This window comes from Psychrobacillus sp. 05T411 (genome assembly GCF_056396485.1).
This window is the reverse complement of the sequence record NZ_JBFTLO010000023.1, coordinates 27,565-46,261: the sequence shown is the minus strand read 5'-3', so window position 1 is coordinate 46,261 and position 18,697 is coordinate 27,565. Positions and strand designations below refer to the sequence as shown.

Sequence of the window (18,697 nt, the reverse complement as noted above, 5' to 3'; positions counted from 1 at the left end):
GTTCTTAGCCTTTGTTCCTCTACCTGAGTAAGATGAGACTTCACAACGTACGCGCAAGCGGCGGTGAAGGCTCATCACTCACCCCACGGAAAGCGTCCGTCCTGCAGCGAAAATCATAGCGGTCACTAGTCAACGCACTACGTCGCAGTATCCCAAAACTACGGCATACCGTCTACTTTATGTTTCCCTAAAAAAAACTACTAATCAGACAGATTAGTAGTTAGGAAGTCTTCATTTTTTCTATCGCAACTTTTATTTTTTCTTTTTATAATTACTTCTTTGTGTTTTCGTAACTTGTTTCCATTTATCACGCTCTACTTTTCGAGCAGCAACGTCATTTTTTCGTTCGATATGAGCAAGCTCTCTCATTAGCTTTACATAGCTTCTATACCGGTCTTCTTTAAGCGCACCTGTGTGTATCGCCTCTTGTATAGCACAGCCTGGTTCTTTTTCATGCTTACAGTCCCGAAAACGACATCCTTCCGCAAGTTCTTCAATATCTTTAAAACTCGCACTTACTCCCTCGCTTGTATCCCAAAGTTGAAACTCTCGCATCCCCGGAGTATCTATTAATAAACCGCCACCCGGTAGTAATGTAAGCTCTCTATGTGTCGTTGTATGTCGGCCTTTGCTGTCATCTTCTCGAATATCGTTAACAACCATTACTTCTTCACCGGACAAGGCATTGATCAAAGAAGACTTTCCTACTCCTGAAGAACCTAAAAGTGCTCCTGTTTTGCCTGCAGATAAAAGATTCGCTAGATTATCGATCCCTTCCCCTGTCACACTGCTGACCGCGAATATATCTACGCCAAAAGCAACCGATTCTACTTCACTTATATAGTACGCCAAGTCGTCACATGCATCTTTTTTGGTTAATACAACTACTGGTGTTGCTCCAGAATCCCATGCTGCCAATAAATACCGCTCTAATCTACGGACATTAAAGTCGTCATTTAAGGACATCACGAGAAATACATAATCAACATTGACTGCGACCAACTGAATTTCTATTGTTAAGCCAGCCACTTTTCTCGAGAACTGAGAGCTTCGAGGAAGTACTTCATGAATGATTCCTTTTTCCTCTCCCGGCATTTGTTCCAATACAACCCAATCTCCAACCGCTGGAAAAGCTTCACGGCCATGCTCAAATTTAAACTTTCCGGAAAGGGAACATAGCCATTCTCCTTCATTTGTTATAACTCGATATAAATGTTTATGCTCTAAAAGAACGCGACCTGCAATTCCATTACCTTGCTTTTTTTCTTCCCATGTATTATTCCAACCATATTGTTCGATTAAATTCAATTTAACTTCCTCCTAATTTTAGACAATAAAAAAACCATGATTGCACAAATCAGCAATCATGGTTTCCCGGTCATTAGAAAAGAAGCATATCCAAAGAAGAGCATAAAAAACGATGCTTTTTTAGATATATTGAGAGTGGGACATCATGAACTTACTGATTTGTGTATTGAAAATTAAATTTGCCATAATGCCTCACTCCTTTTTCTTTAAGTTGTTTTCAGAATACAATAAATTTAGTCGTATGTCAATTATACAAATGACAGGCCACAAAATGTCCAGGTTCTTGTTCTTTCCAGGAAGGCTTTTTGTCTGCACAAATTGACATGGCATGTGCACATCGCGTTCTAAAAACACAACCAGATGGAGGATTGATTGGACTCGGTAGCTCTCCATGCAACAAAATACGTTCACGGGATTCCTCGATATCTGGGTCTGGAATAGGAATAGCAGATAATAATGCCTGTGTATATGGATGCAACGGGTCATCATACAATTGGTTACTTGTTGTGAGTTCCACCATATGTCCTAAATACATAACTCCTATCCGATCAGAGATGTATTTCACCATGGATAAATCATGTGCAATAAATAAATACGTTAACCCTTTTTCCTTTTGCAATCGCTGCAACAACTTCACCACTTGTGCTTGAACGGAAACGTCTAAAGCCGAGATTGGTTCATCTGCAATGATGAATTCAGGGTCTAATGCTAGTGCACGTGCAATTCCTATCCGCTGTCTTTGTCCACCCGAAAATTCATGAGGGTAGCGGTTAGCATGATTCCTATTTAGACCTACATCCTCTAGTAACTCATATACTCTGCTTTTTAATGCTTCTTTCGTTTTATACAGATTATGTACTTCCATTGGTTCCGCAATAATCTCTAGTACGGTTGATCTTGGGTTTAGGGAAGCATACGGGTCTTGGAAGATCATTTGCATCTTTTTGAGGTATTCTTTTCGCTCTTTATCGTTCATTTCATGGACATTTTTATTTTCAAACAGAACATTACCTTCCGTTTTATTGTATAATCCTAAAATCGTTCGACCTGCAGTAGACTTGCCACAACCAGACTCTCCAACCAGGCCAAATGTTTCCCCTTTTACAATGTCAAAACTAATACCATCTACCGCTTTTAACGTTTCACCGCGCCCGAGTTCAAAATGTCGTTTTAAATCTTGTACGGATAAAAGAACTTTCTCTGCCATGTAAATCCCCCCTAAACGGCAAATCTTCTCACTGCACAAATTTCCTTTTCTAGCTTTGATCCTGCTAACGTCAAAATTTCAACTGTTTTTCCTGTTGAAGGTGAATGCAATAATTGCCCATTTCCATAATAAAATCCGACATGCCGAACTGGACCAGTGCCCTCATCGTTTGCAAAAAACAACAAGTCCCCTTTTTTCCAAGCGGATGGATTATGTAGCGAAACTTCTTCTCCACTAACCGCTTGATCACCTGCATCACGCGGTATTAAATACCCGCATGCCTTTAGCATATTGTACGTAAATCCAGAACAATCGTAGCCATATGTTGACATCCCACCCCATAAATAAGGTAAGTCTAAGTAACGTTCACCTAGGGTTACTGCATCTTCTGCAGTGCGTTTTGCAAATTGTTCTGTAGACGCTGCAAATGCAGCATCCTTTTTCGTTAGCAGTGCTTGCCCATGAGGTGTTTGAACAATAAATGCGAATCCATTCTCTGCGATAACTGGTAGGATTGTATTAAACGGAACGATAAGTAACGGTTCCCCCTCTACATCCCATAGTTGCACTTTCGAACCACATACACGTGCAACACCGATGAAATCTACAGACACCGATTTTTGTAATTGCTTTACCGGCACCCAACCAGGATATCCACGAGTATCTTTTTTAGAAGGTTGCCACACAGCAATGACTTTTGCCCATTCACCTTCTATCTTTTCTACAAGCACCGGTTCCCCATAAAGTAGCTGGGTTTGGATGCGGTTTTCATCACAAAGTGCGAGTCGCTCTTTATAGGTCAATGCTTCCAACCACTCTGCCAATAAAACCGGGTTCGATGTCCCAGGGGTATCCAGTTCTCTCGCTGAAGACGGCTCCGTCCAAATCGTTGCTACTTTTACAGAACAAACCCACTCCCTCGCTATTGCTCCCATCCAAATCCCTCCTAAATGATTTCCAAACTTGAGATACCAAGACCATGCCCTTTTGAAAACGTCATCTGACTTCCTTCATAGACGACCCCACCAGAAACGAAATCTTTTGCCAGCATCAGTGGTGCATCAAAATCGAAGTACTCAATATTTGGCTGACTAGCAGCGAAATGGGCAGCGGCTGTAATTCCTATTTTCGTTTCAATCATGCTGCCTACCATGCATGCAACACCATTTGCTTCTGCAAGTGCATTAATCTTAATGGCATTATAAATACCAGCAGATTTCATTAACTTAATATTGATCAAATCCGCTGCTCGCATTTCTAATACCTTTTTTGCCTCATAGACGGAAAATACACTTTCATCTGCCATAATTGGCGTCTCTGTGTGGTCAGTAACATACTTTAATCCTTCTAAATCGCGCGCTGGAACAGGTTGCTCGACTAATTCAATTTCAAGCCCCGCTTCTTCCATCGTACAAATCGCTCGTACAGCTTCTTTCGCATTCCAACCTTGGTTGGCATCCAGTCGTAGTTTTGGGTCATATCCAATTCGTTTGCGAATAGCATGAATTCGGGCAATATCTTCCTTCACATCACCTATACCGACTTTCACTTTTAACACACTAAATCCGTCTTTAATATACCTTTCTGCATCATCCGCCATTTCCTGTGGATCATTTACACTAACTGTAAAATCAGTTTCAAGTGTATCCCTAAACCCTCCGAGAAATTGAAACAAAGGAAGGTTAGCTTGTCTGGCAAGTAAATCATAAAGTGCCATATCAACCGCCGCCTTGGCACTCGTATTTCTGACTAGTGAACCATTTAGTTTTTGAAAGATACGTTCACTTTCTAAAAGATTTAACCCTATAAGCTGCGGCGCAATTATTTCATTAATCGCATACCGAATACTAGCCATTGACTCTCCCGTAATCACATGTGTCGGAGGGGCTTCCCCGTATCCAACAATACCGTCGTTACTAGTAATTTTCACATAGATGGAGTAAGCCGTAGTGACTGTCCTTAATGCTGTTTTGAACGGTTTAGTAAGTGGTATAGCTACGTCGAACGTTTCAATAGATTGGATAATCAATTAGTCGCCCCTCCTTTATTCAACTCCCGGTAAAATTACTAGTGATAAATTATTTGCATCCAGCTCCGCGTCCGCTCCTAGTGGAACAGCAAAATGCGGTTCGCAGTGTCCGATTTTAAATCCTTTGACAGCGGGCTTCCCTAAATGCGCTAAGTAGTGATCTAGCACTTCATCTAGTGTTAGGGAAACTTTGCGTTTTTTGGGTTCTGCGTCATTAAAATCACCAATCACAAAACCTGCTGCAGACTCCAATATACCCGCCTGTCTTAGCTGATTGAGCATGCCATCCACTCGGTATGGTTCTTCCCCTATGTCTTCTATTAACAATAATTTTCCTCTTGCATCGACTTCGTACTTTGTTCCAATACCACTTGCAAGGAGCGATAAGTTCCCTCCTGTCAATTCACCTCTCACTACTCCTCCTGAAAGCCTTTCGAGGGGAGATATTGCTTCTGTATAATGAAGTTCCATCGGTTCAAATAGCTGTCCGAACATTTTCTTCGATAAGTCGGAAAAGGTATCTTTCCCTATATCGGAAGCTAGCATTGGACCGTGAAAAGTCACGATATCAGAGTACAAATTCATACCTGTATGTAAAAAAGTGATGTCTGAGTAGCCCCAGAAAATTTTCGGACATTCATGCATTAATTGAAAATCGATTTTATCGGTATATCTAGCAGAACCGTATCCTCCACCCGCACAAATGATTCCGGCAATACTTGGATCCGCGAACATTTCGTGTAAATCTTCTAAACGCTCTTCATCTGTACCAGCTAAATAACCGTGTACGTTTTCTACGTGTTTCCCCATTTTATAAGACAAGCCTAGCTCTTCTAAAAATGCCAAAGAACACTTTAGCTGTTCTAAGTTTGGAGGACTGGAAGGTGCAATAATACCAATCGTATCTCCTTTTTGTAATCGTTTTGGACGAATTTTCATCTCTATCTTCTCCTTCTAAAACAAAAGGGCGGCACTAAGTAAAGTGCCGCGTCTTTTTAGTTTTTGTCAGCCCATTTTAAGTCTAAATAACCTACTGGATGTCTAACAATACCTGATACTGACGGTTTTTCAAGCGTCACTTGATTATAATAATAAAGTGGGAAGATCGGCATTTCTTCCATCAATAATGCATCCGCTTCTATTAGCATAGCCCAGCGTTTCGCTTCATCCGTTTCATTTTTAATATCCGTAATTAGTTTATCAAAGTCAGCATTGGACCATGTAGTACGGTTCATCGATGAACCAGTAATAAAGCTTTCTAGCGCATTCACTGGATCAGCATAATCAAATAAGAAAGAAGAACGGGATAATTGATATTTAAATTCTTTTTGTTCTGCTCCGAACACACTCGGTTCCACATTTTGTAGTGCCACGTCTACTCCCAATACTTCTTTAAATTTACTTTGAAGTGCTTCCGCAATTTTCTTATGAGAATCGCTAGTTGAATAAGTTAATGTGACTGCTGGAAGTTCTGTATAGCCTTCTTCTTTCATACCTTCCGCTAATAACGTTTTTGCTTTTTCTGCATCAAAACCTACTAGTTTCCCCGCAGTTTCTCTAAATTCCTTGCCATCAGGACCGATAAATCCATAAGGAACAAATCCTTCTGCTGGTTTTTCCCCATTTTTCGTGACAAATTCCACCATCTCTTGTTGGTCTACCGCTAATCCAAATGCTTGGCGAATTTTTTTATTTGTAAATGGCTCCATTGACGTATTGAAACGATAGAAATATAGCCCTGCTTGGTCCTCATTTTTAAGTTCCGGGTCATTCATTAACTGATCAGCAAGTTCAGCTGGAACATACGATATATCCAAGTCACCCGTTTTATACATTTGATATTCTGTATTCGAATCGTCTATCATCGCCCACTCTACTTTGTCTAGTTTAACTGTATCCGCATCCCAATAGTTCTCATTTTTCACAAATGTAAAGCTCACATCATGCTCCCACGCTGCTAGTTTAAATGGACCATTCCCTACAAATGAGTCCGCTTCTGCAAACCATGTTGGATTTTCTGTTGCTACTTTTTCATTAACCGGGAAAAAGCTTGGGTTTGTGATGATATTTAAAAATGCTTCTGTTGGTGTATTTAGTTTCACTTCAAACACTTTTTCTTCCAAAGCTTTAATCGCTACTGCATCTGCAGTCCCAGTGCCGCTATTGTAAGCTTCCGCTCCTTCGATGAAGTATGCAAGAAAAGCTGCTGGAGATGCAGTTTCCGGATTAAGCATATGAAGCCAGCCATACACAAAATCACTCGCTAAAACTGGATCACCATTAGACCATTTTGCATCATCCTTAATCGTAAATGTATACGTTAAACCATCATCTGACACATCCACTTTTTCAGCTGTTGCAGGCTCTGCCAGATGGTCTTCTGAAAGTCTTACTAACCCTTCCATTAGATTATTTAAAGAATTCCAAGACACTGCATCAAACCCTACCGATGGATCGAAAGAGGTTGGTTCATTTTCATTATTCAAATAGAGTACTTTTTCTGTTGGCGACGTCTCTGTTTCTGTTCCTGCTTCCTCTTTTTCTCCTTCTGTTTCTGTGCTTGGTTTTTCCCCAGCATTTTCCGTAGCTGTACAAGCACTTAACATAAGTACGAATAATCCCATTACAAGTAACGATAACCATTTCTTCATCCTAGTTCCCCCTTTGTATTGTATATGTGAATGCACTTTCGCGCGCTCATCCGATTCTATCTTGTGCTTGCAATACCTTTGCACGTTCGTCTTGTAGCCAACAATCTACTCCATGTGTTTCGGATAACTTAGTTGAAAATGGATATACATGATCACAAACTTCCATTGCATAATCGCATCGTGCCGTAAATGGACACCCTTTCGGTGGTGAAAATAAATCTGGAGGTGTTCCTTCGATTGGTTGCAACTCTTCTTCCATTAAGTCTAGACGGGGTACTGAGTTTAGTAACCCCTTCGTATACGGATGTTCAGGAGTATAAAAAATCTCTCTTTTATCGCCAATCTCTACAATTTTTCCTGCATACATAACTGCAATACGATCTGCTATTTTTGCTACAACTCCAAGATCATGCGTGATTAATACAATAGAAATTCCTTTTTTCGCCTGAATTTCTTCAAACAGTTCTAAAATTTGTGCTTGTATGGTAACGTCTAATGCAGTCGTTGGTTCATCCGCTATTAAAACTTGTGGCTCACAAATGAGCGCAATCGCTATTACAATCCGTTGGCGCATACCACCTGAAAATTGGTGAGGGAATTGCTTTAATCGCTCTTCTGGATTCGGAATTCCTACCAGCTTCAACATGTCAATTGCCTTTTCCTTCGCTTCATTCTTTCCTATTTTCTTATGCGTGCGTAACCCTTCCGTTAACTGCTCCCCAATTGTTAACGTCGGGTTTAAGGCCGTCATTGGATCTTGGAATATCATCGAAATGTCGACACCTTGAATTTTCCTTAACTGTCCCTTAGACATCTTCGTTAATTCTTTTCCTTTAAACAAAATACTTCCGTTTTTAATAATGCCAGGTGGCTGTGGGATTAACCCCATAATTGCACTGGACGTAACACTTTTCCCACAACCAGATTCTCCAACTATTGCAAGCGTTTCACCTTTATATAAGTCAAAGTCGACACCCCTAACGGCCTCTACTTCACCGCCATATGTTCGAAAAGAAATTTGTAAATTATTCACTTGTAATACTTTTTCACTAGACTTCATATTCTTTTCTTTTTTCTTTCGCCCATTCACCAATTCCTACCTCCTAAGCTTCGGATCAAGTGCATCTTGTAAACCATCTCCTAGTACATTAAATGCAAACATTGTCAGGGATATAAAAAGTGCTGGGAAGAATAAACGCCACCAATGACCAGATAAAATAACCGGTAATGCATCGTTCGCCATTACCCCCCAACTTGCAAAAGGAGCTGCAACACCCAAACCTAGGAAACTCAAGAATGCTTCTGCAAAAATAGCACTTGGAACAGTAAGTGTCATTTGCACGATAATAGGACCCATCGTATTTGGGAGTAGGTTTTTCCGAATAATACGAGAAGTCTTCGCACCAAACGATTTGGATGCTGTCACAAATTCATACGTTTTAATCTGCAGTACTTGCCCTCGAACAATACGAGCCATACCTACCCATCCGGTTACAGTAAGAGCTACTATAATCGTAGTTAGGCTTGCTCCCATGACGACCATAAGTAAAATAACTACTAACAAATGCGGCAATCCGTAAAGTACTTCCACTACGCGCATCATTAATGTATCTGTACGACCACCTTTATAACCACTAACCCCGCCGTAAATAATTCCGATAAAAAAGTCGATAAGGGCTGCCATAATTCCAACAAATAAGGAAATTCGTGCACCATACCAAGTTCTAGTAAATACATCCCTTCCTGCTTCATCCGTACCGAACCAATGTGCCGCAGATGGTGCTTGGTTCTGACTCGGATAGTCAGTTGCTGTTACGGAGTAAGGAGAAAAAATCGGACCAAATATTGCAAAGAACATAAGTAAAACTAGGAATACTAGTCCACCCATTGCAAGCTTATTTTTGCGGAGTCTCCTCCAAGCGTCTTGCCAATAAGACAAGGAGGGTCTTACAACAGACTCTGCCTTTCCTCGTTCTTTCTGTTTGGGACGGAACCATTCATCTTTAATAGTCGACGGGGATACCGGATTTTGTATGTTCGTCATTATGCATCCCCCTCTTTTCGATGTAATTTTATGCGTGGATCTAAAAATCCATATACAATATCCACTAGGAAAAGCATGAACACGAGAAATGCACTATAAAATACGGTAGATCCCATTATTACTGGGTAGTCACGATTATTAATACTTTCTACAAAATATTTTCCCATTCCAGGAATCGCAAAAATCTTTTCAATAACAAAAGTTCCAGTTAAAATACCTGCGAGCATCGTCCCCATAATGGTTACAACAGGCATAAGTGCATTCCTTAATGCGTGCCTGACGACAATTCGAACTGGTGAAAGGCCTTTTGCACGAGCCATTTTTATATAATCCTGGGTTAGTACTTCTAGCATGCTAGATCTCGTTAAACGAGCAATAATTGCAGTTGGCCCTGTTGCTAGAGCAAGAATCGGTAAAATCATATGCAAAGGGCTACTCCATGTCGCAGCTGGGAGTAACTCCCAAGTTACGGCAACTTGTTGTATAAGCAATGTCGCTAAAACAAAGTTTGGTACGGAAATGCCAACTACCGCAAAGGTCATTGCTAAATAATCTATAATGCCATTATGCCGGAGGGCCGCAAGCGTTCCTAAAATAGTTCCGGACAATAATGCGACTAGTATGGTGAGCATACCGAGCTCAAACGAGATTGGAAATCCTCTTGCAAGCAACTCATTCACGGACTCGTTTGGTTTTTTAATGGAAGGTCCAAAATCAAAAGTCACAATCGACTTTAAATAATATAAATACTGAACATGCATTGGTTCATCTAGTTTATAAAATTTCTCTAAATTGGCTTGAATAGTTGGATTAGAAGTACGCTCCTCGTCGAATGGAGAACCCGGGATGGAGTGCATTAATACGAATGTTAAGGTAGAAATGATAAGAATTGTTGCAATCATCATGAGAAAACGTTTAATAATATACTTCGTCATAGGCAAACTCCCCCTTAACAAAATTTCGTTTGCATTGCTAGCTCTACCATTACAAGCATCGCACGATATGCTTCTAATATATCTTTCGCCTCGAACTCGACGATTGTTGTTTCTTCTATGATTTCACAACCTGGCATAAGTGCTGCCCATTCCGCTTGACCATAATTAGCAAATTCAATCCGTAACGTTGGAGCCTTTGGTGGTACGAGAGGTTTTATTTGTTCGTGATTACTTATCGCTTCAGCAACCTTTGCTTTTAATAATGCATGTGCTTTTTGTGGATGCAATGTTTTAACAGCAGATCTAGAAATAGATTCTTTCACTACAGCAGTGATAACTCCGGGAATCAGTGCCTCTGCCTCTCTACACGCTCCATCATCCCCAGCAACCATAATAACTGGTACACCGAAGTGACCTGCTACATATGCATTCAATCCCAATTCACCAATTTCCACATCGTTTATATACATATTTCTTACGCCAAATATCATCGAATGGCTCATTACTCCTGGTTGTCCAGCTCTTGAATGATAACCAGCAAATACTGCTCCTATGTATGATTCATCTAAGGCTTGCACCATTGAAAACGGTTTCACATCGCCTGTTATTAAAGACGCTTCTGGATGTAGCTCTTCTATCAAAATATTATTCATCTTCGAATGACTATCGTTTACTAGAACTTCTTTTATGCCGCTTGATAAAGCTCCTTCCACAATCGCATTTGCTTCCTGCGTCATTATACGTCGTGCACGTTCATAATTATGCTTACTAGAATCGACGAATGTATAGTCCGGTAAGCCTGTAATCCCTTCCATATCTATTGAAACAAAAAGTTTCATCACGCATCATCCCCATATCCTTTTTCTTTTTGGATAAACATTTCCAAAAGCTGAATAATTACTACTCTATCAAAATAGATTGAAAATTACAACATGTCAAACTATTATAAAAGGTAAAATAAGCAAAAAAAGCAAATGCACTTAAAATGCATTTGCTAATCGCAAATAGGTACGTTTAGGCATTAATTATCTAGGTTGCCCTGGAAAGAATTGCTGTTGTCCATAAGGTTGTTGAAACCCACCTTGTTGCATTGGGAATTGCTGTGGGAATCCCCCTTGTTGCATCGGGAACTGTTGTGGGAATCCTCCTTGTTGCATCGGGAAAGCTTGCTGAGGTGGATTCACAACTACATTTCGGTTTGTTTCAGTCCAGAAATGTTGAGGCACGTTAACAATATGTTCTCTGTTTACATTCACAATTGGATGAATCACAGGCTGCATTCTTGGTAAAAATGAATCCCGCATCCGATATTGTGGAGGACATACTATTGGTTGAGCTGGTGGTTGTTGCCATGGTGATACTTGCCCACAACCACATGGTTGGTGTCCCCATTGTTGTTTTTGCCCGCATGAACTACATGAATGACGATTTTGGTTCATGATTAAATCACCTCCTTCTTGCACTTATACTAGTAGATGCAAAAGACCGGCTAACAAACTAGACAAACATCTCAGTTCACTGCAAATAAAAAAATTCCTTTATTAAGGATAGTTTGCACAATTAAGGGAAAATGCGTCGGTGCCATAGTCATCTCAATAACAAGTAAACCCGTTATTTTGAGAAATGATTGCTTTCATTGGCAATTTGGTTGCTCTCGTACGAATCTGGTTGCTCTCGCGTTGATTTAGTTGCTTTCCGAATAGAACTGGTTGCTTTCAATACCCGATTAGTTGCCCTTAGGCATTTATTGGATTTATTACGTTTGCTTGCGACGCACTATCTCAAGATTGCGCTTAATATAAAAAAGAACGCCTCATAAGATTGCGCTCTTTTCATACTTCCTATGTTCATGTGTGTGGTGTTGTCTTGCAATTTTCAACTTTCTTTCCTACTCGATCAAATGAGACCTTTAGGAAAGAAAGTATTTTATATTTACTCGTTCTAGCCTTACAAATGGGTAATTGGCTAATAACGAGGTGTTGCCCTTCATTAACCCCAAATTTCTTTTGAAATGTCTACGATGTATTTTAGTTTTTCCCACTGTTGCTCTTCTGTTAACTTATTACCATGATGTGTAGAAGCAAAGCCACATTGTGGGCTAATACTTAATTGATCCAGTGGCACATACTCAGATGCTTCTTTGACACGTGCGATAATATTTTCTTTATTTTCTAGTTCTCCATTTTTCGATGTGAAAACACCTAGAACCACTTTTGCTCCGCCGTTTGKAATATGTTCAAGTGGCTTGAAGTCGCCTGATCGATCGTCATCATACTCTAAGAAGAATCCATCTACTTTTTCTTTTGCGAAAAACGTTGGAGCGATTAGTGCGTAACTTCCCCCGAATGCCCAAGTCGATTGGTAATTTCCCCGGCATAGATGAGTCGTCACTACTAAATCAGCTGGTTTGTTTTCCAATGCTCCGTTCATTACACGAAGTGCAAGGTCGATTAAAAACTCTCTTTCTCCTTCTTTATAAGGAAGATCTGGTGAGGATAGACCCGCAATATATACATCATCTATTTGTAAATATCTTACCCCTGCATCGTAAAATGCTTGAATAGCGTCTTGGTAAGCTTTAATAATATCTTTTGCGAACTCTTCTACGTCCGGGTAAATACTTTCATCACGTATACCCGGGTGGAATAACTGGTTTGGACTTGGAATCGTTTGTTTTGCAACTGCGCGACCATCTACGATTTTGTTAAACTCGATAAAGTCTTGGATAAATGGATGGTCTGGGTTGAACGAGATTTTGCCGATATTGCGCACTTCGTACTTGTCTGTTTCTACCCCTTCGAATTGATATCCTTTTTCCGGTACATACCCTTCAAATCCATTTAGATGCTCTAAAAAGTCTAGATGCCACCAGCCACGTCTGAATTCACCGTCTGTTACAAGTTCCAATCCAACTTCAATTTGTTTGTCGACAATGCGTTTAATTTCTATTGTTTCTATTTCTTTTAATTGTTCTTTCGTAATAGCCCCTGCTTTAAAGTCTTTTCTTGCATGAAGTAAACTTTCAGGTCTTAATAAACTCCCTACGTGATCCGCTCTGAATGGTGCTGCAATTGCTGTTTTAGTTGTCATAATGATTTCTTCCTCCCTAAATTTGAATTGGAAATCAAATAAAACCCCTTCTTAGAAACAAGAAGAGGTTTACACGTCACCAGTGATTTTTCTCTTCTTATCTTCAAGCATAAAACGCTTCTGGAATTAGCACAGTACAAAAAGCCTGTTGCTGAGGTATCGTAGGGCCAGTCCCTCCTCCTCTCTTGATAAGAAAGTTGTTTTATTTGATTGACTATTACCTTACATTATTTAGTTTATTCTGTCAATACTAATTTTCGAATAATCTTTTTATTTAGTTGCCTTTAATTGTTTCAAATCCTCTTATTTCGGGTATGATTTTGAAGAAACGGAACCCTTGATATCATTTGATTTCACAGTGTTTTATTAGTATAGTAAACCATTTAAATTATTCATTCTACGAGGGGGAAGTATGAAAAAACTATCTATTACATTTTATATCACTATGAGCTTAATCATTTTAGCTGCTGGATATGGAGCAATTTGGCCCGAAAACTTTGAGGAAATCACCACAGCCATCAAAAGCTTTGTTGCATCTTCCTTTGGTTGGTACTACATGCTACTAATGACATTCATGTTAGCACTTAGTATATTTTTTATCTTCAGTCCATACGGAAAGATCCGGTTAGGAAAAGACACAGATCGTCCACAGTTTTCAACAGTCACATGGATTTCTATGCTGTTTTCTGCTGGAATGGGTATTGGACTCGTTTTTTATGGTGCTGCCGAGCCTTTATCGCATTATGCAATCGATCCAGCAACAGCGGAACCAAACACAGCTGCAGCTTTTAAAGAGGCTCTACGCTATACTTTCTTCCATTGGGGATTTCACGTGTGGGCTATGTATGGAGTTGTAGGTTTATCCCTTGCCTTCTTTCAGTTCCGTAAAGATGAACCTGGGTTAATATCAGCAACATTAAAACCAATTTTCGGTAAGAAGATGGAAGGACCATTGGGCATACTGGTCGACGTCCTTGCTATTTTTGCTACTGCTTTTGGTGTGGCTACTTCACTCGGCTTCGGTGCCGTTCAAATTAATGCAGGTTTAAACTATCTTTTCGGGTGGACGATTGGTATCTTTACTCAAGTAATTATTATCGCTATCGTAACGGTCCTATTCCTTGCTTCTGCATGGTCCGGTTTAAGTAAAGGAATTAAATATTTATCGAATACAAATTTAGTATTAGCACTAGCAATACTTGGTTTTGTTATTATCCTAGGTCCTACATTACTCATTTTTGATATGTTCACGGACTCTTTTGGAGGATATTTATCCAATATTGTTCAAATGAGTTTCCGTACAGCACCACTCAGCGCGACTAATCGCGAATGGCTCGAAGCTTGGACCATCTTTTATTGGGCTTGGTGGATTTCATGGGCACCATTTGTCAGTATGTTTATAGCTCGTGTCTCAAAAGGAAGAACGATTAAAGAGTTCGTTACTGCCGTATTGGTTGCACCTACGTTACTTGGAGCAATTTGGTTTTCTGCATTCGGTTCCACTGCTATCAATATGCAAAAAGAAGGTATTGCCGATTTAGCGAAAGCATCTACTGAGTTGACTATATTTGAAATGTTTCATGCAATGCCAATGGCGACCATTATATCGGTTTTTGCCGTGATACTTATTGCATGCTTTTTCATCACATCGGCCGATTCCGCAACTTTTGTTCTCGGTATGCTATCAACTAATGGTTCATTAACCCCACCAAATAAAGTGAAACTTGTTTGGGGAATCACCTTGTCAGTCATTGCTATCGTTTTGCTGTCTGTTAATGGTCTCACAGCTTTACAAAATACAATCATTATTGCTGCTTTACCATTTTCTTTCGTCATGCTTCTCATGATTGCCTCTTTAATGATGGGGTTAAAAAAAGAAGCAAAACTGATGAAAATTAAAAAGAAATAATATTAAAATGCCAAGGATTATTCATTTCCCCTTGGCATTTTACATTTTTCTTTAAAAAAAACGGCATACTTTTGAATACATAGAATTGATTATGAGATAATAAATGCTGCAAGGGGGTTTTAGGATGATTCGAACAATTGGAAAAGCAAGCAATCAAAAAATAATAAGTGATTTCCAACTAGAAGATATTACAGAAAACAAGTTTGAATGGTATTGGGTAGATATTGGTGAACCTACAAAAGAAGAGGAAACTTTACTTAGTTCCTTTTTTCATTTTCATCCACTGGCAATTGAAGACTGTTTGTTCCGACTTCAGCGACCAAAAGTGGACCATTATGATGGACATTCTTTTTTTGTGTTGCATACATTTAACGAAGAGACGCTTGAAGCAGAAGAACTGAACTTATTTGTTGGACAAAACTTTGTAGTGTCTTTCCACTTTCCTCCTATGCACGAATTAGATCAAGCACGCGAACGTATTGTGCAAAACCCAAAAGGCTGGGACCGCGGAGCAATGCATGTAGCGTATCATATTGTTGATAAAGTAGTGGATGCATATTTTCCCATTGTCTATAAAATTGAAGATTATTTAAACGAAATAGAAGATAAATTATCATCCGATGTGTACCATTTATCTTTGGATCAAGTGTTTGACCTTAGGAGCGATTTGCTCAGATTGCGTCGTACTATTCTTCCGATGCGGGATTTGCTTTATCGGGTGATGAATTCCGAACGTGTCGATTTGCAACAGACAGAAAAAGCATATTTTGGTGACATTTACGATCATCTATTAAAACTTGCGGATATGGTGGAATCGAATAGAGAGTTGACAGCCGACATACGAGATAGTCAAATGTCCATTAACTCGAGTCATATGAATAGAATTATGATGATTTTAACAATTGTTTCCACCGTTTTCATCCCTTTGACATTTATCGCTGGAGTGTATGGGATGAATTTCACGAATATGCCAGAACTTGAATGGTCTTATAGCTATTTTATTGTACTTGGTATTATGTTAATCATTGCAGTATCAATGCTTGCTTGGTTTAAATATAAAGGCTGGTTTAACTTATTTAAAAACTAACTTATGGAGGTGAAATTTTGATAGAAATAAAAGGAACATTTAATCATGCAGTTGTTTTTACGGATACAATAGAAGAAACAGCAAAGCATCAAGTAGAGGAGCTTTGTAGTCTTTCCTTTCTACAAGATTCGAAAATACGAATGATGCCAGATCTTCATGCAGGAAAAGGATGCACTGTTGGAACGACGATGACAATTTCCGACAAAGTGGTACCTAACTTTGTTGGTGTCGACTTAGGTTGCGGGATGATTTGTGCAAAACTAGAAATTAAAAAAGAAGATGTAAATTTCGATATCCTTGATAAAACGATTAAGAAAAATGTCCCGAGCGGAACAAGAGTTAGAAATAAAGAACATCGTCATACAATAGAAATACCATTTGCAGAAGTTGCCGCTCCGGTTAATGAAAGCCGTGCTCGCTTGAGCTTAGGAACACTTGGCGGCGGAAATCATTTTATCGAACTGAATGAAGGAAAAGATGGCAGTATCTATTTAGTCATCCACTCAGGTAGCAGAAATTTAGGAAAACAAATTGCAGAACATTATCAGCAAGTTGCCCACCAATCTCTAGGGAATGCTGTTCCGAAAGATTTAGCCTATGTAGAGGGTCAAAATATGAAAGATTATTTATGGGATCTTTCTATAGCACAAAAGTACGCAGCACTTAATCGAAAAACGATGGTCGATGTTATATGCAGGGGTATGAACTGGAAGATAGAATCAGCATTCGACACGATTCATAATTATATCGATTTAGATAATATGATTCTACGGAAAGGTGCAATTTCTGCACAAGATGGAGAAATTGTCATTATTCCGATGAACATGCGAGATGGTTCATTAATTTGTCGTGGAAAAGGAAATCCTGATTGGAATTATTCTGGTTCACATGGTGCAGGCCGTATTATGAGCCGCTCCCAAGCAAGAAAGCTAATTGCATTGGAAGATTTTCAAGATTCGATGAAGGATGTATGGAGCACTTCTGTTGTAGCGAGTACGGTTGATGAATCGCCATTTGCTTATAAAGATATGCAAGATATACTTGCTCATATTGAGGATACTGTAGATGTGTTGGAAGTGATTAAACCAATTTATAACTATAAAGCGCATTAATGAAGGAGCTGACAATACAATGTCAGCTCCTTATTGAATGGCAGTCCAGTAGTAAAACAACGCGGTAAAGGTTAGTTTTTCTATATGGGATAAATCCGAAGCTAGTGATATATGTGTGTTCATTGCTTGTGCTTCAAATGCTGGGTGTGTCGCATAAGGAAACATCCCAAAACGGTACGTGGCCAAGCGTTTTCCTTCAAAACTATTTACATCAATATCTCCGTATGCACTTTTCGCTTTCATTTCGTGCATTTTTTCATTATTCGCATCGAAAATAACCGCTCTATTTTTAACGGAAGCAATTGGCATGACGACCGTAGAAATAAGTGTGTTCGTTTGGTCATATACGCTCATCTGCATAAATTTGAATTTGTTTCGAATAGAAAATTGACTAACGACCTTCCCATCCATTGTCATCAAATCATATGTAATTGGAAAAAACAATCCACTTTTTAAAATAGCAAAGGTAGTTAACTTACGCTTGAGCGGTTCATTTTCTGTCGGTGTAATTGTGTAAAGCTGTTCTCCTGTATGGGAAACTAAGTAACTATGAGGAATGAGCGTTACATCATTTTGAAAGTTTAGCTCATTAACTGGAAAATCGAGAGAATAATATTTGCTATCTATTTTCTTTTCATCTGGCAACTTTTCTGCTGCAAGTTGAAAAAAGTAAGAAGTACCTAACAGCATGCATACTGCAAATCCTGTCATAAAATGAGACTCGAGATCTTTCCACATAACATCACGAAAAATAATGACTAGCACCAAATAAATAACTAATGTTAATAATGAACCTAACTTCGTATACTTTGCTGTCCGTTCATATATATGCTTCATTTGCAACACCTCTACCATTACATACGATTGAACATTCTGTATAGTTTCACAAAAAAAACCTTTAGAAGCTATCTTTTCATAACTTCTAAAGGAGATTTTATCGATTCTCGATTGCTCGCCCAAATATTCTTTTCAAAAAATATCCTAATCCATATAAACATACGAGCACAAACAAGATTAATAACCCTGTTTCCAGACCAGATGGTATAGATAAAGGCTCTAAAAAAATCTGAAACAACACGAGTAAATAGATGGTACCTGCACCGCCTGAGAGTAGCACAACTCCGATAATAGCAAGCTGTGAGAATGTCAGTTGCTTAATGCGATGTCGATGTTTTACGAATTCCAAAATAATCACAAGGCCTATAATGATAAATGTGAGCATCAGTTCCTTTAAATAAATAGAATTGATCAAATAAACGACGAGCAGTATAATCAGGATAAATTTGTAAAGTTCGTCGATTTGCTTTAGCATACGATCACTTCCT

At 39.2% G+C, this 18,697-nt stretch carries 17 protein-coding genes and 1 riboswitch; of the genes, 3 read left to right on the top strand and 14 right to left on the bottom strand.

What is annotated here, in order from left to right:
* Nucleotides 1–252: 252 nt before the first annotated feature.
* The 12 genes from rsgA to AC1DFT_RS15740 form a co-directional block, all read right to left on the bottom strand.
* A complete protein-coding gene (gene rsgA / locus AC1DFT_RS15795) occupies nucleotides 253–1,308 on the bottom strand; it encodes a ribosome small subunit-dependent GTPase A (RefSeq protein ID WP_478159744.1) in 1,056 nt (351 codons plus the stop codon).
* Between the two features lie 244 nt (nucleotides 1,309–1,552).
* Nucleotides 1,553–2,515: an ABC transporter ATP-binding protein gene (locus AC1DFT_RS15790; RefSeq protein WP_478159742.1), complete on the bottom strand. Its 963-nt coding sequence runs from the start codon at nucleotides 2,513–2,515 to the stop codon at nucleotides 1,553–1,555.
* Nucleotides 2,516–2,526: 11 nt separating this feature from the next.
* Nucleotides 2,527–3,450 (bottom strand): C40 family peptidase, encoded by a 924-nt coding sequence (locus AC1DFT_RS15785; protein WP_478159740.1) that lies wholly within the window; start codon nucleotides 3,448–3,450, stop codon nucleotides 2,527–2,529.
* 11 nt (nucleotides 3,451–3,461) lie between these two features.
* Nucleotides 3,462–4,544: a mandelate racemase/muconate lactonizing enzyme family protein gene (locus tag AC1DFT_RS15780; protein ID WP_478159738.1), complete on the bottom strand. Its 1,083-nt coding sequence runs from the start codon at nucleotides 4,542–4,544 to the stop codon at nucleotides 3,462–3,464.
* 15 nt (nucleotides 4,545–4,559) lie between these two features.
* On the bottom strand, nucleotides 4,560–5,483 hold the full coding sequence (locus AC1DFT_RS15775; protein WP_478159736.1) for a S66 peptidase family protein: 924 nt from the start codon (nucleotides 5,481–5,483) through the stop codon (nucleotides 4,560–4,562).
* A 56-nt stretch (nucleotides 5,484–5,539) separates the two neighbouring features.
* Entirely contained in the window at nucleotides 5,540–7,195 is a 1,656-nt protein-coding gene (locus AC1DFT_RS15770; protein ID WP_478159734.1) for an ABC transporter substrate-binding protein, read from the bottom strand.
* A 46-nt stretch (nucleotides 7,196–7,241) separates the two neighbouring features.
* Nucleotides 7,242–8,255, bottom strand: a complete 1,014-nt coding sequence (locus AC1DFT_RS15765) for an ABC transporter ATP-binding protein (RefSeq protein ID WP_478159752.1) — start codon at nucleotides 8,253–8,255, stop codon at nucleotides 7,242–7,244.
* 36 nt (nucleotides 8,256–8,291) lie between these two features.
* Entirely contained in the window at nucleotides 8,292–9,239 is a 948-nt protein-coding gene (locus tag AC1DFT_RS15760; protein WP_478159732.1) for an ABC transporter permease, read from the bottom strand.
* Nucleotides 9,239–10,174, bottom strand: a complete 936-nt coding sequence (locus AC1DFT_RS15755; RefSeq protein ID WP_478159730.1) for an ABC transporter permease — start codon at nucleotides 10,172–10,174, stop codon at nucleotides 9,239–9,241. Before AC1DFT_RS15755 ends, AC1DFT_RS15760 begins: the two co-directional genes overlap by 1 nt.
* 14 nt (nucleotides 10,175–10,188) lie before the next feature.
* The gene (locus tag AC1DFT_RS15750) at nucleotides 10,189–11,013 is read right to left on the bottom strand and encodes a M55 family metallopeptidase (RefSeq protein WP_478159728.1); all 825 of its coding nucleotides are present in this window, start codon (nucleotides 11,011–11,013) and stop codon (nucleotides 10,189–10,191) included.
* Between the two features lie 186 nt (nucleotides 11,014–11,199).
* A complete protein-coding gene (locus AC1DFT_RS15745) occupies nucleotides 11,200–11,613 on the bottom strand; it encodes a hypothetical protein (RefSeq protein ID WP_478159726.1) in 414 nt (137 codons plus the stop codon).
* Nucleotides 11,614–12,163: 550 nt separating this feature from the next.
* Nucleotides 12,164–13,264, bottom strand: coding sequence for a 5-methyltetrahydropteroyltriglutamate--homocysteine S-methyltransferase (locus AC1DFT_RS15740; RefSeq protein ID WP_478159724.1), 1,101 nt, complete (start codon nucleotides 13,262–13,264; stop codon nucleotides 12,164–12,166).
* A gap of 94 nt (nucleotides 13,265–13,358) precedes the next feature.
* Nucleotides 13,359–13,459, bottom strand: a riboswitch (SAM riboswitch).
* A gap of 217 nt (nucleotides 13,460–13,676) precedes the next feature.
* Between AC1DFT_RS15740 and AC1DFT_RS15735 the strand changes: the two genes are divergently transcribed.
* From AC1DFT_RS15735 to AC1DFT_RS15725, 3 genes are all read left to right on the top strand, one after another.
* On the top strand, nucleotides 13,677–15,173 hold the full coding sequence (locus tag AC1DFT_RS15735) for a BCCT family transporter (protein ID WP_478159722.1): 1,497 nt from the start codon (nucleotides 13,677–13,679) through the stop codon (nucleotides 15,171–15,173).
* Between the two features lie 124 nt (nucleotides 15,174–15,297).
* Nucleotides 15,298–16,260, top strand: a complete 963-nt coding sequence (gene corA / locus AC1DFT_RS15730) for a magnesium/cobalt transporter CorA (RefSeq protein WP_478159720.1) — start codon at nucleotides 15,298–15,300, stop codon at nucleotides 16,258–16,260.
* Nucleotides 16,261–16,277: 17 nt separating this feature from the next.
* Entirely contained in the window at nucleotides 16,278–17,372 is a 1,095-nt protein-coding gene (locus AC1DFT_RS15725; RefSeq protein WP_478159718.1) for an RtcB family protein, read from the top strand.
* 30 nt (nucleotides 17,373–17,402) lie between these two features.
* On the opposite strand, the gene AC1DFT_RS15720 is transcribed toward AC1DFT_RS15725, so the two are convergent.
* Complete coding sequence (locus tag AC1DFT_RS15720; RefSeq protein ID WP_478159716.1) at nucleotides 17,403–18,209, bottom strand: hypothetical protein; 807 nt, start codon at nucleotides 18,207–18,209, stop codon at nucleotides 17,403–17,405.
* A gap of 97 nt (nucleotides 18,210–18,306) precedes the next feature.
* A complete protein-coding gene (locus AC1DFT_RS15715; RefSeq protein ID WP_478159714.1) occupies nucleotides 18,307–18,684 on the bottom strand; it encodes a hypothetical protein in 378 nt (125 codons plus the stop codon).
* Nucleotides 18,685–18,697: the final 13 nt, after the last annotated feature.

Excerpts from the sequence above, each read along its gene's own strand:
- AC1DFT_RS15720 (WP_478159716.1), bottom strand. The coding sequence starts at position 18,209 with ATGAAGCATATATATGAACGGACAGCAAAGTATACGAAGTTAGGTTCA.
- AC1DFT_RS15770 (WP_478159734.1), bottom strand. The coding sequence starts at position 7,195 with ATGAAGAAATGGTTATCGTTACTTGTAATGGGATTATTCGTACTTATG.
- AC1DFT_RS15790 (WP_478159742.1), bottom strand. The coding sequence starts at position 2,515 with ATGGCAGAGAAAGTTCTTTTATCCGTACAAGATTTAAAACGACATTTT.
- AC1DFT_RS15715 (WP_478159714.1), bottom strand. The coding sequence starts at position 18,684 with ATGCTAAAGCAAATCGACGAACTTTACAAATTTATCCTGATTATACTG.
- AC1DFT_RS15775 (WP_478159736.1), bottom strand. The coding sequence starts at position 5,483 with ATGAAAATTCGTCCAAAACGATTACAAAAAGGAGATACGATTGGTATT.
- AC1DFT_RS15760 (WP_478159732.1), bottom strand. The coding sequence starts at position 9,239 with ATGACGAACATACAAAATCCGGTATCCCCGTCGACTATTAAAGATGAA.
- AC1DFT_RS15745 (WP_478159726.1), bottom strand. The coding sequence starts at position 11,613 with ATGAACCAAAATCGTCATTCATGTAGTTCATGCGGGCAAAAACAACAA.
- corA (WP_478159720.1), top strand. The coding sequence starts at position 15,298 with ATGATTCGAACAATTGGAAAAGCAAGCAATCAAAAAATAATAAGTGAT.
- AC1DFT_RS15750 (WP_478159728.1), bottom strand. The coding sequence starts at position 11,013 with ATGAAACTTTTTGTTTCAATAGATATGGAAGGGATTACAGGCTTACCG.
- AC1DFT_RS15765 (WP_478159752.1), bottom strand. The coding sequence starts at position 8,255 with ATGAAGTCTAGTGAAAAAGTATTACAAGTGAATAATTTACAAATTTCT.
- AC1DFT_RS15735 (WP_478159722.1), top strand. The coding sequence starts at position 13,677 with ATGAAAAAACTATCTATTACATTTTATATCACTATGAGCTTAATCATT.
- AC1DFT_RS15785 (WP_478159740.1), bottom strand. The coding sequence starts at position 3,450 with ATGGGAGCAATAGCGAGGGAGTGGGTTTGTTCTGTAAAAGTAGCAACG.
- AC1DFT_RS15755 (WP_478159730.1), bottom strand. The coding sequence starts at position 10,174 with ATGACGAAGTATATTATTAAACGTTTTCTCATGATGATTGCAACAATT.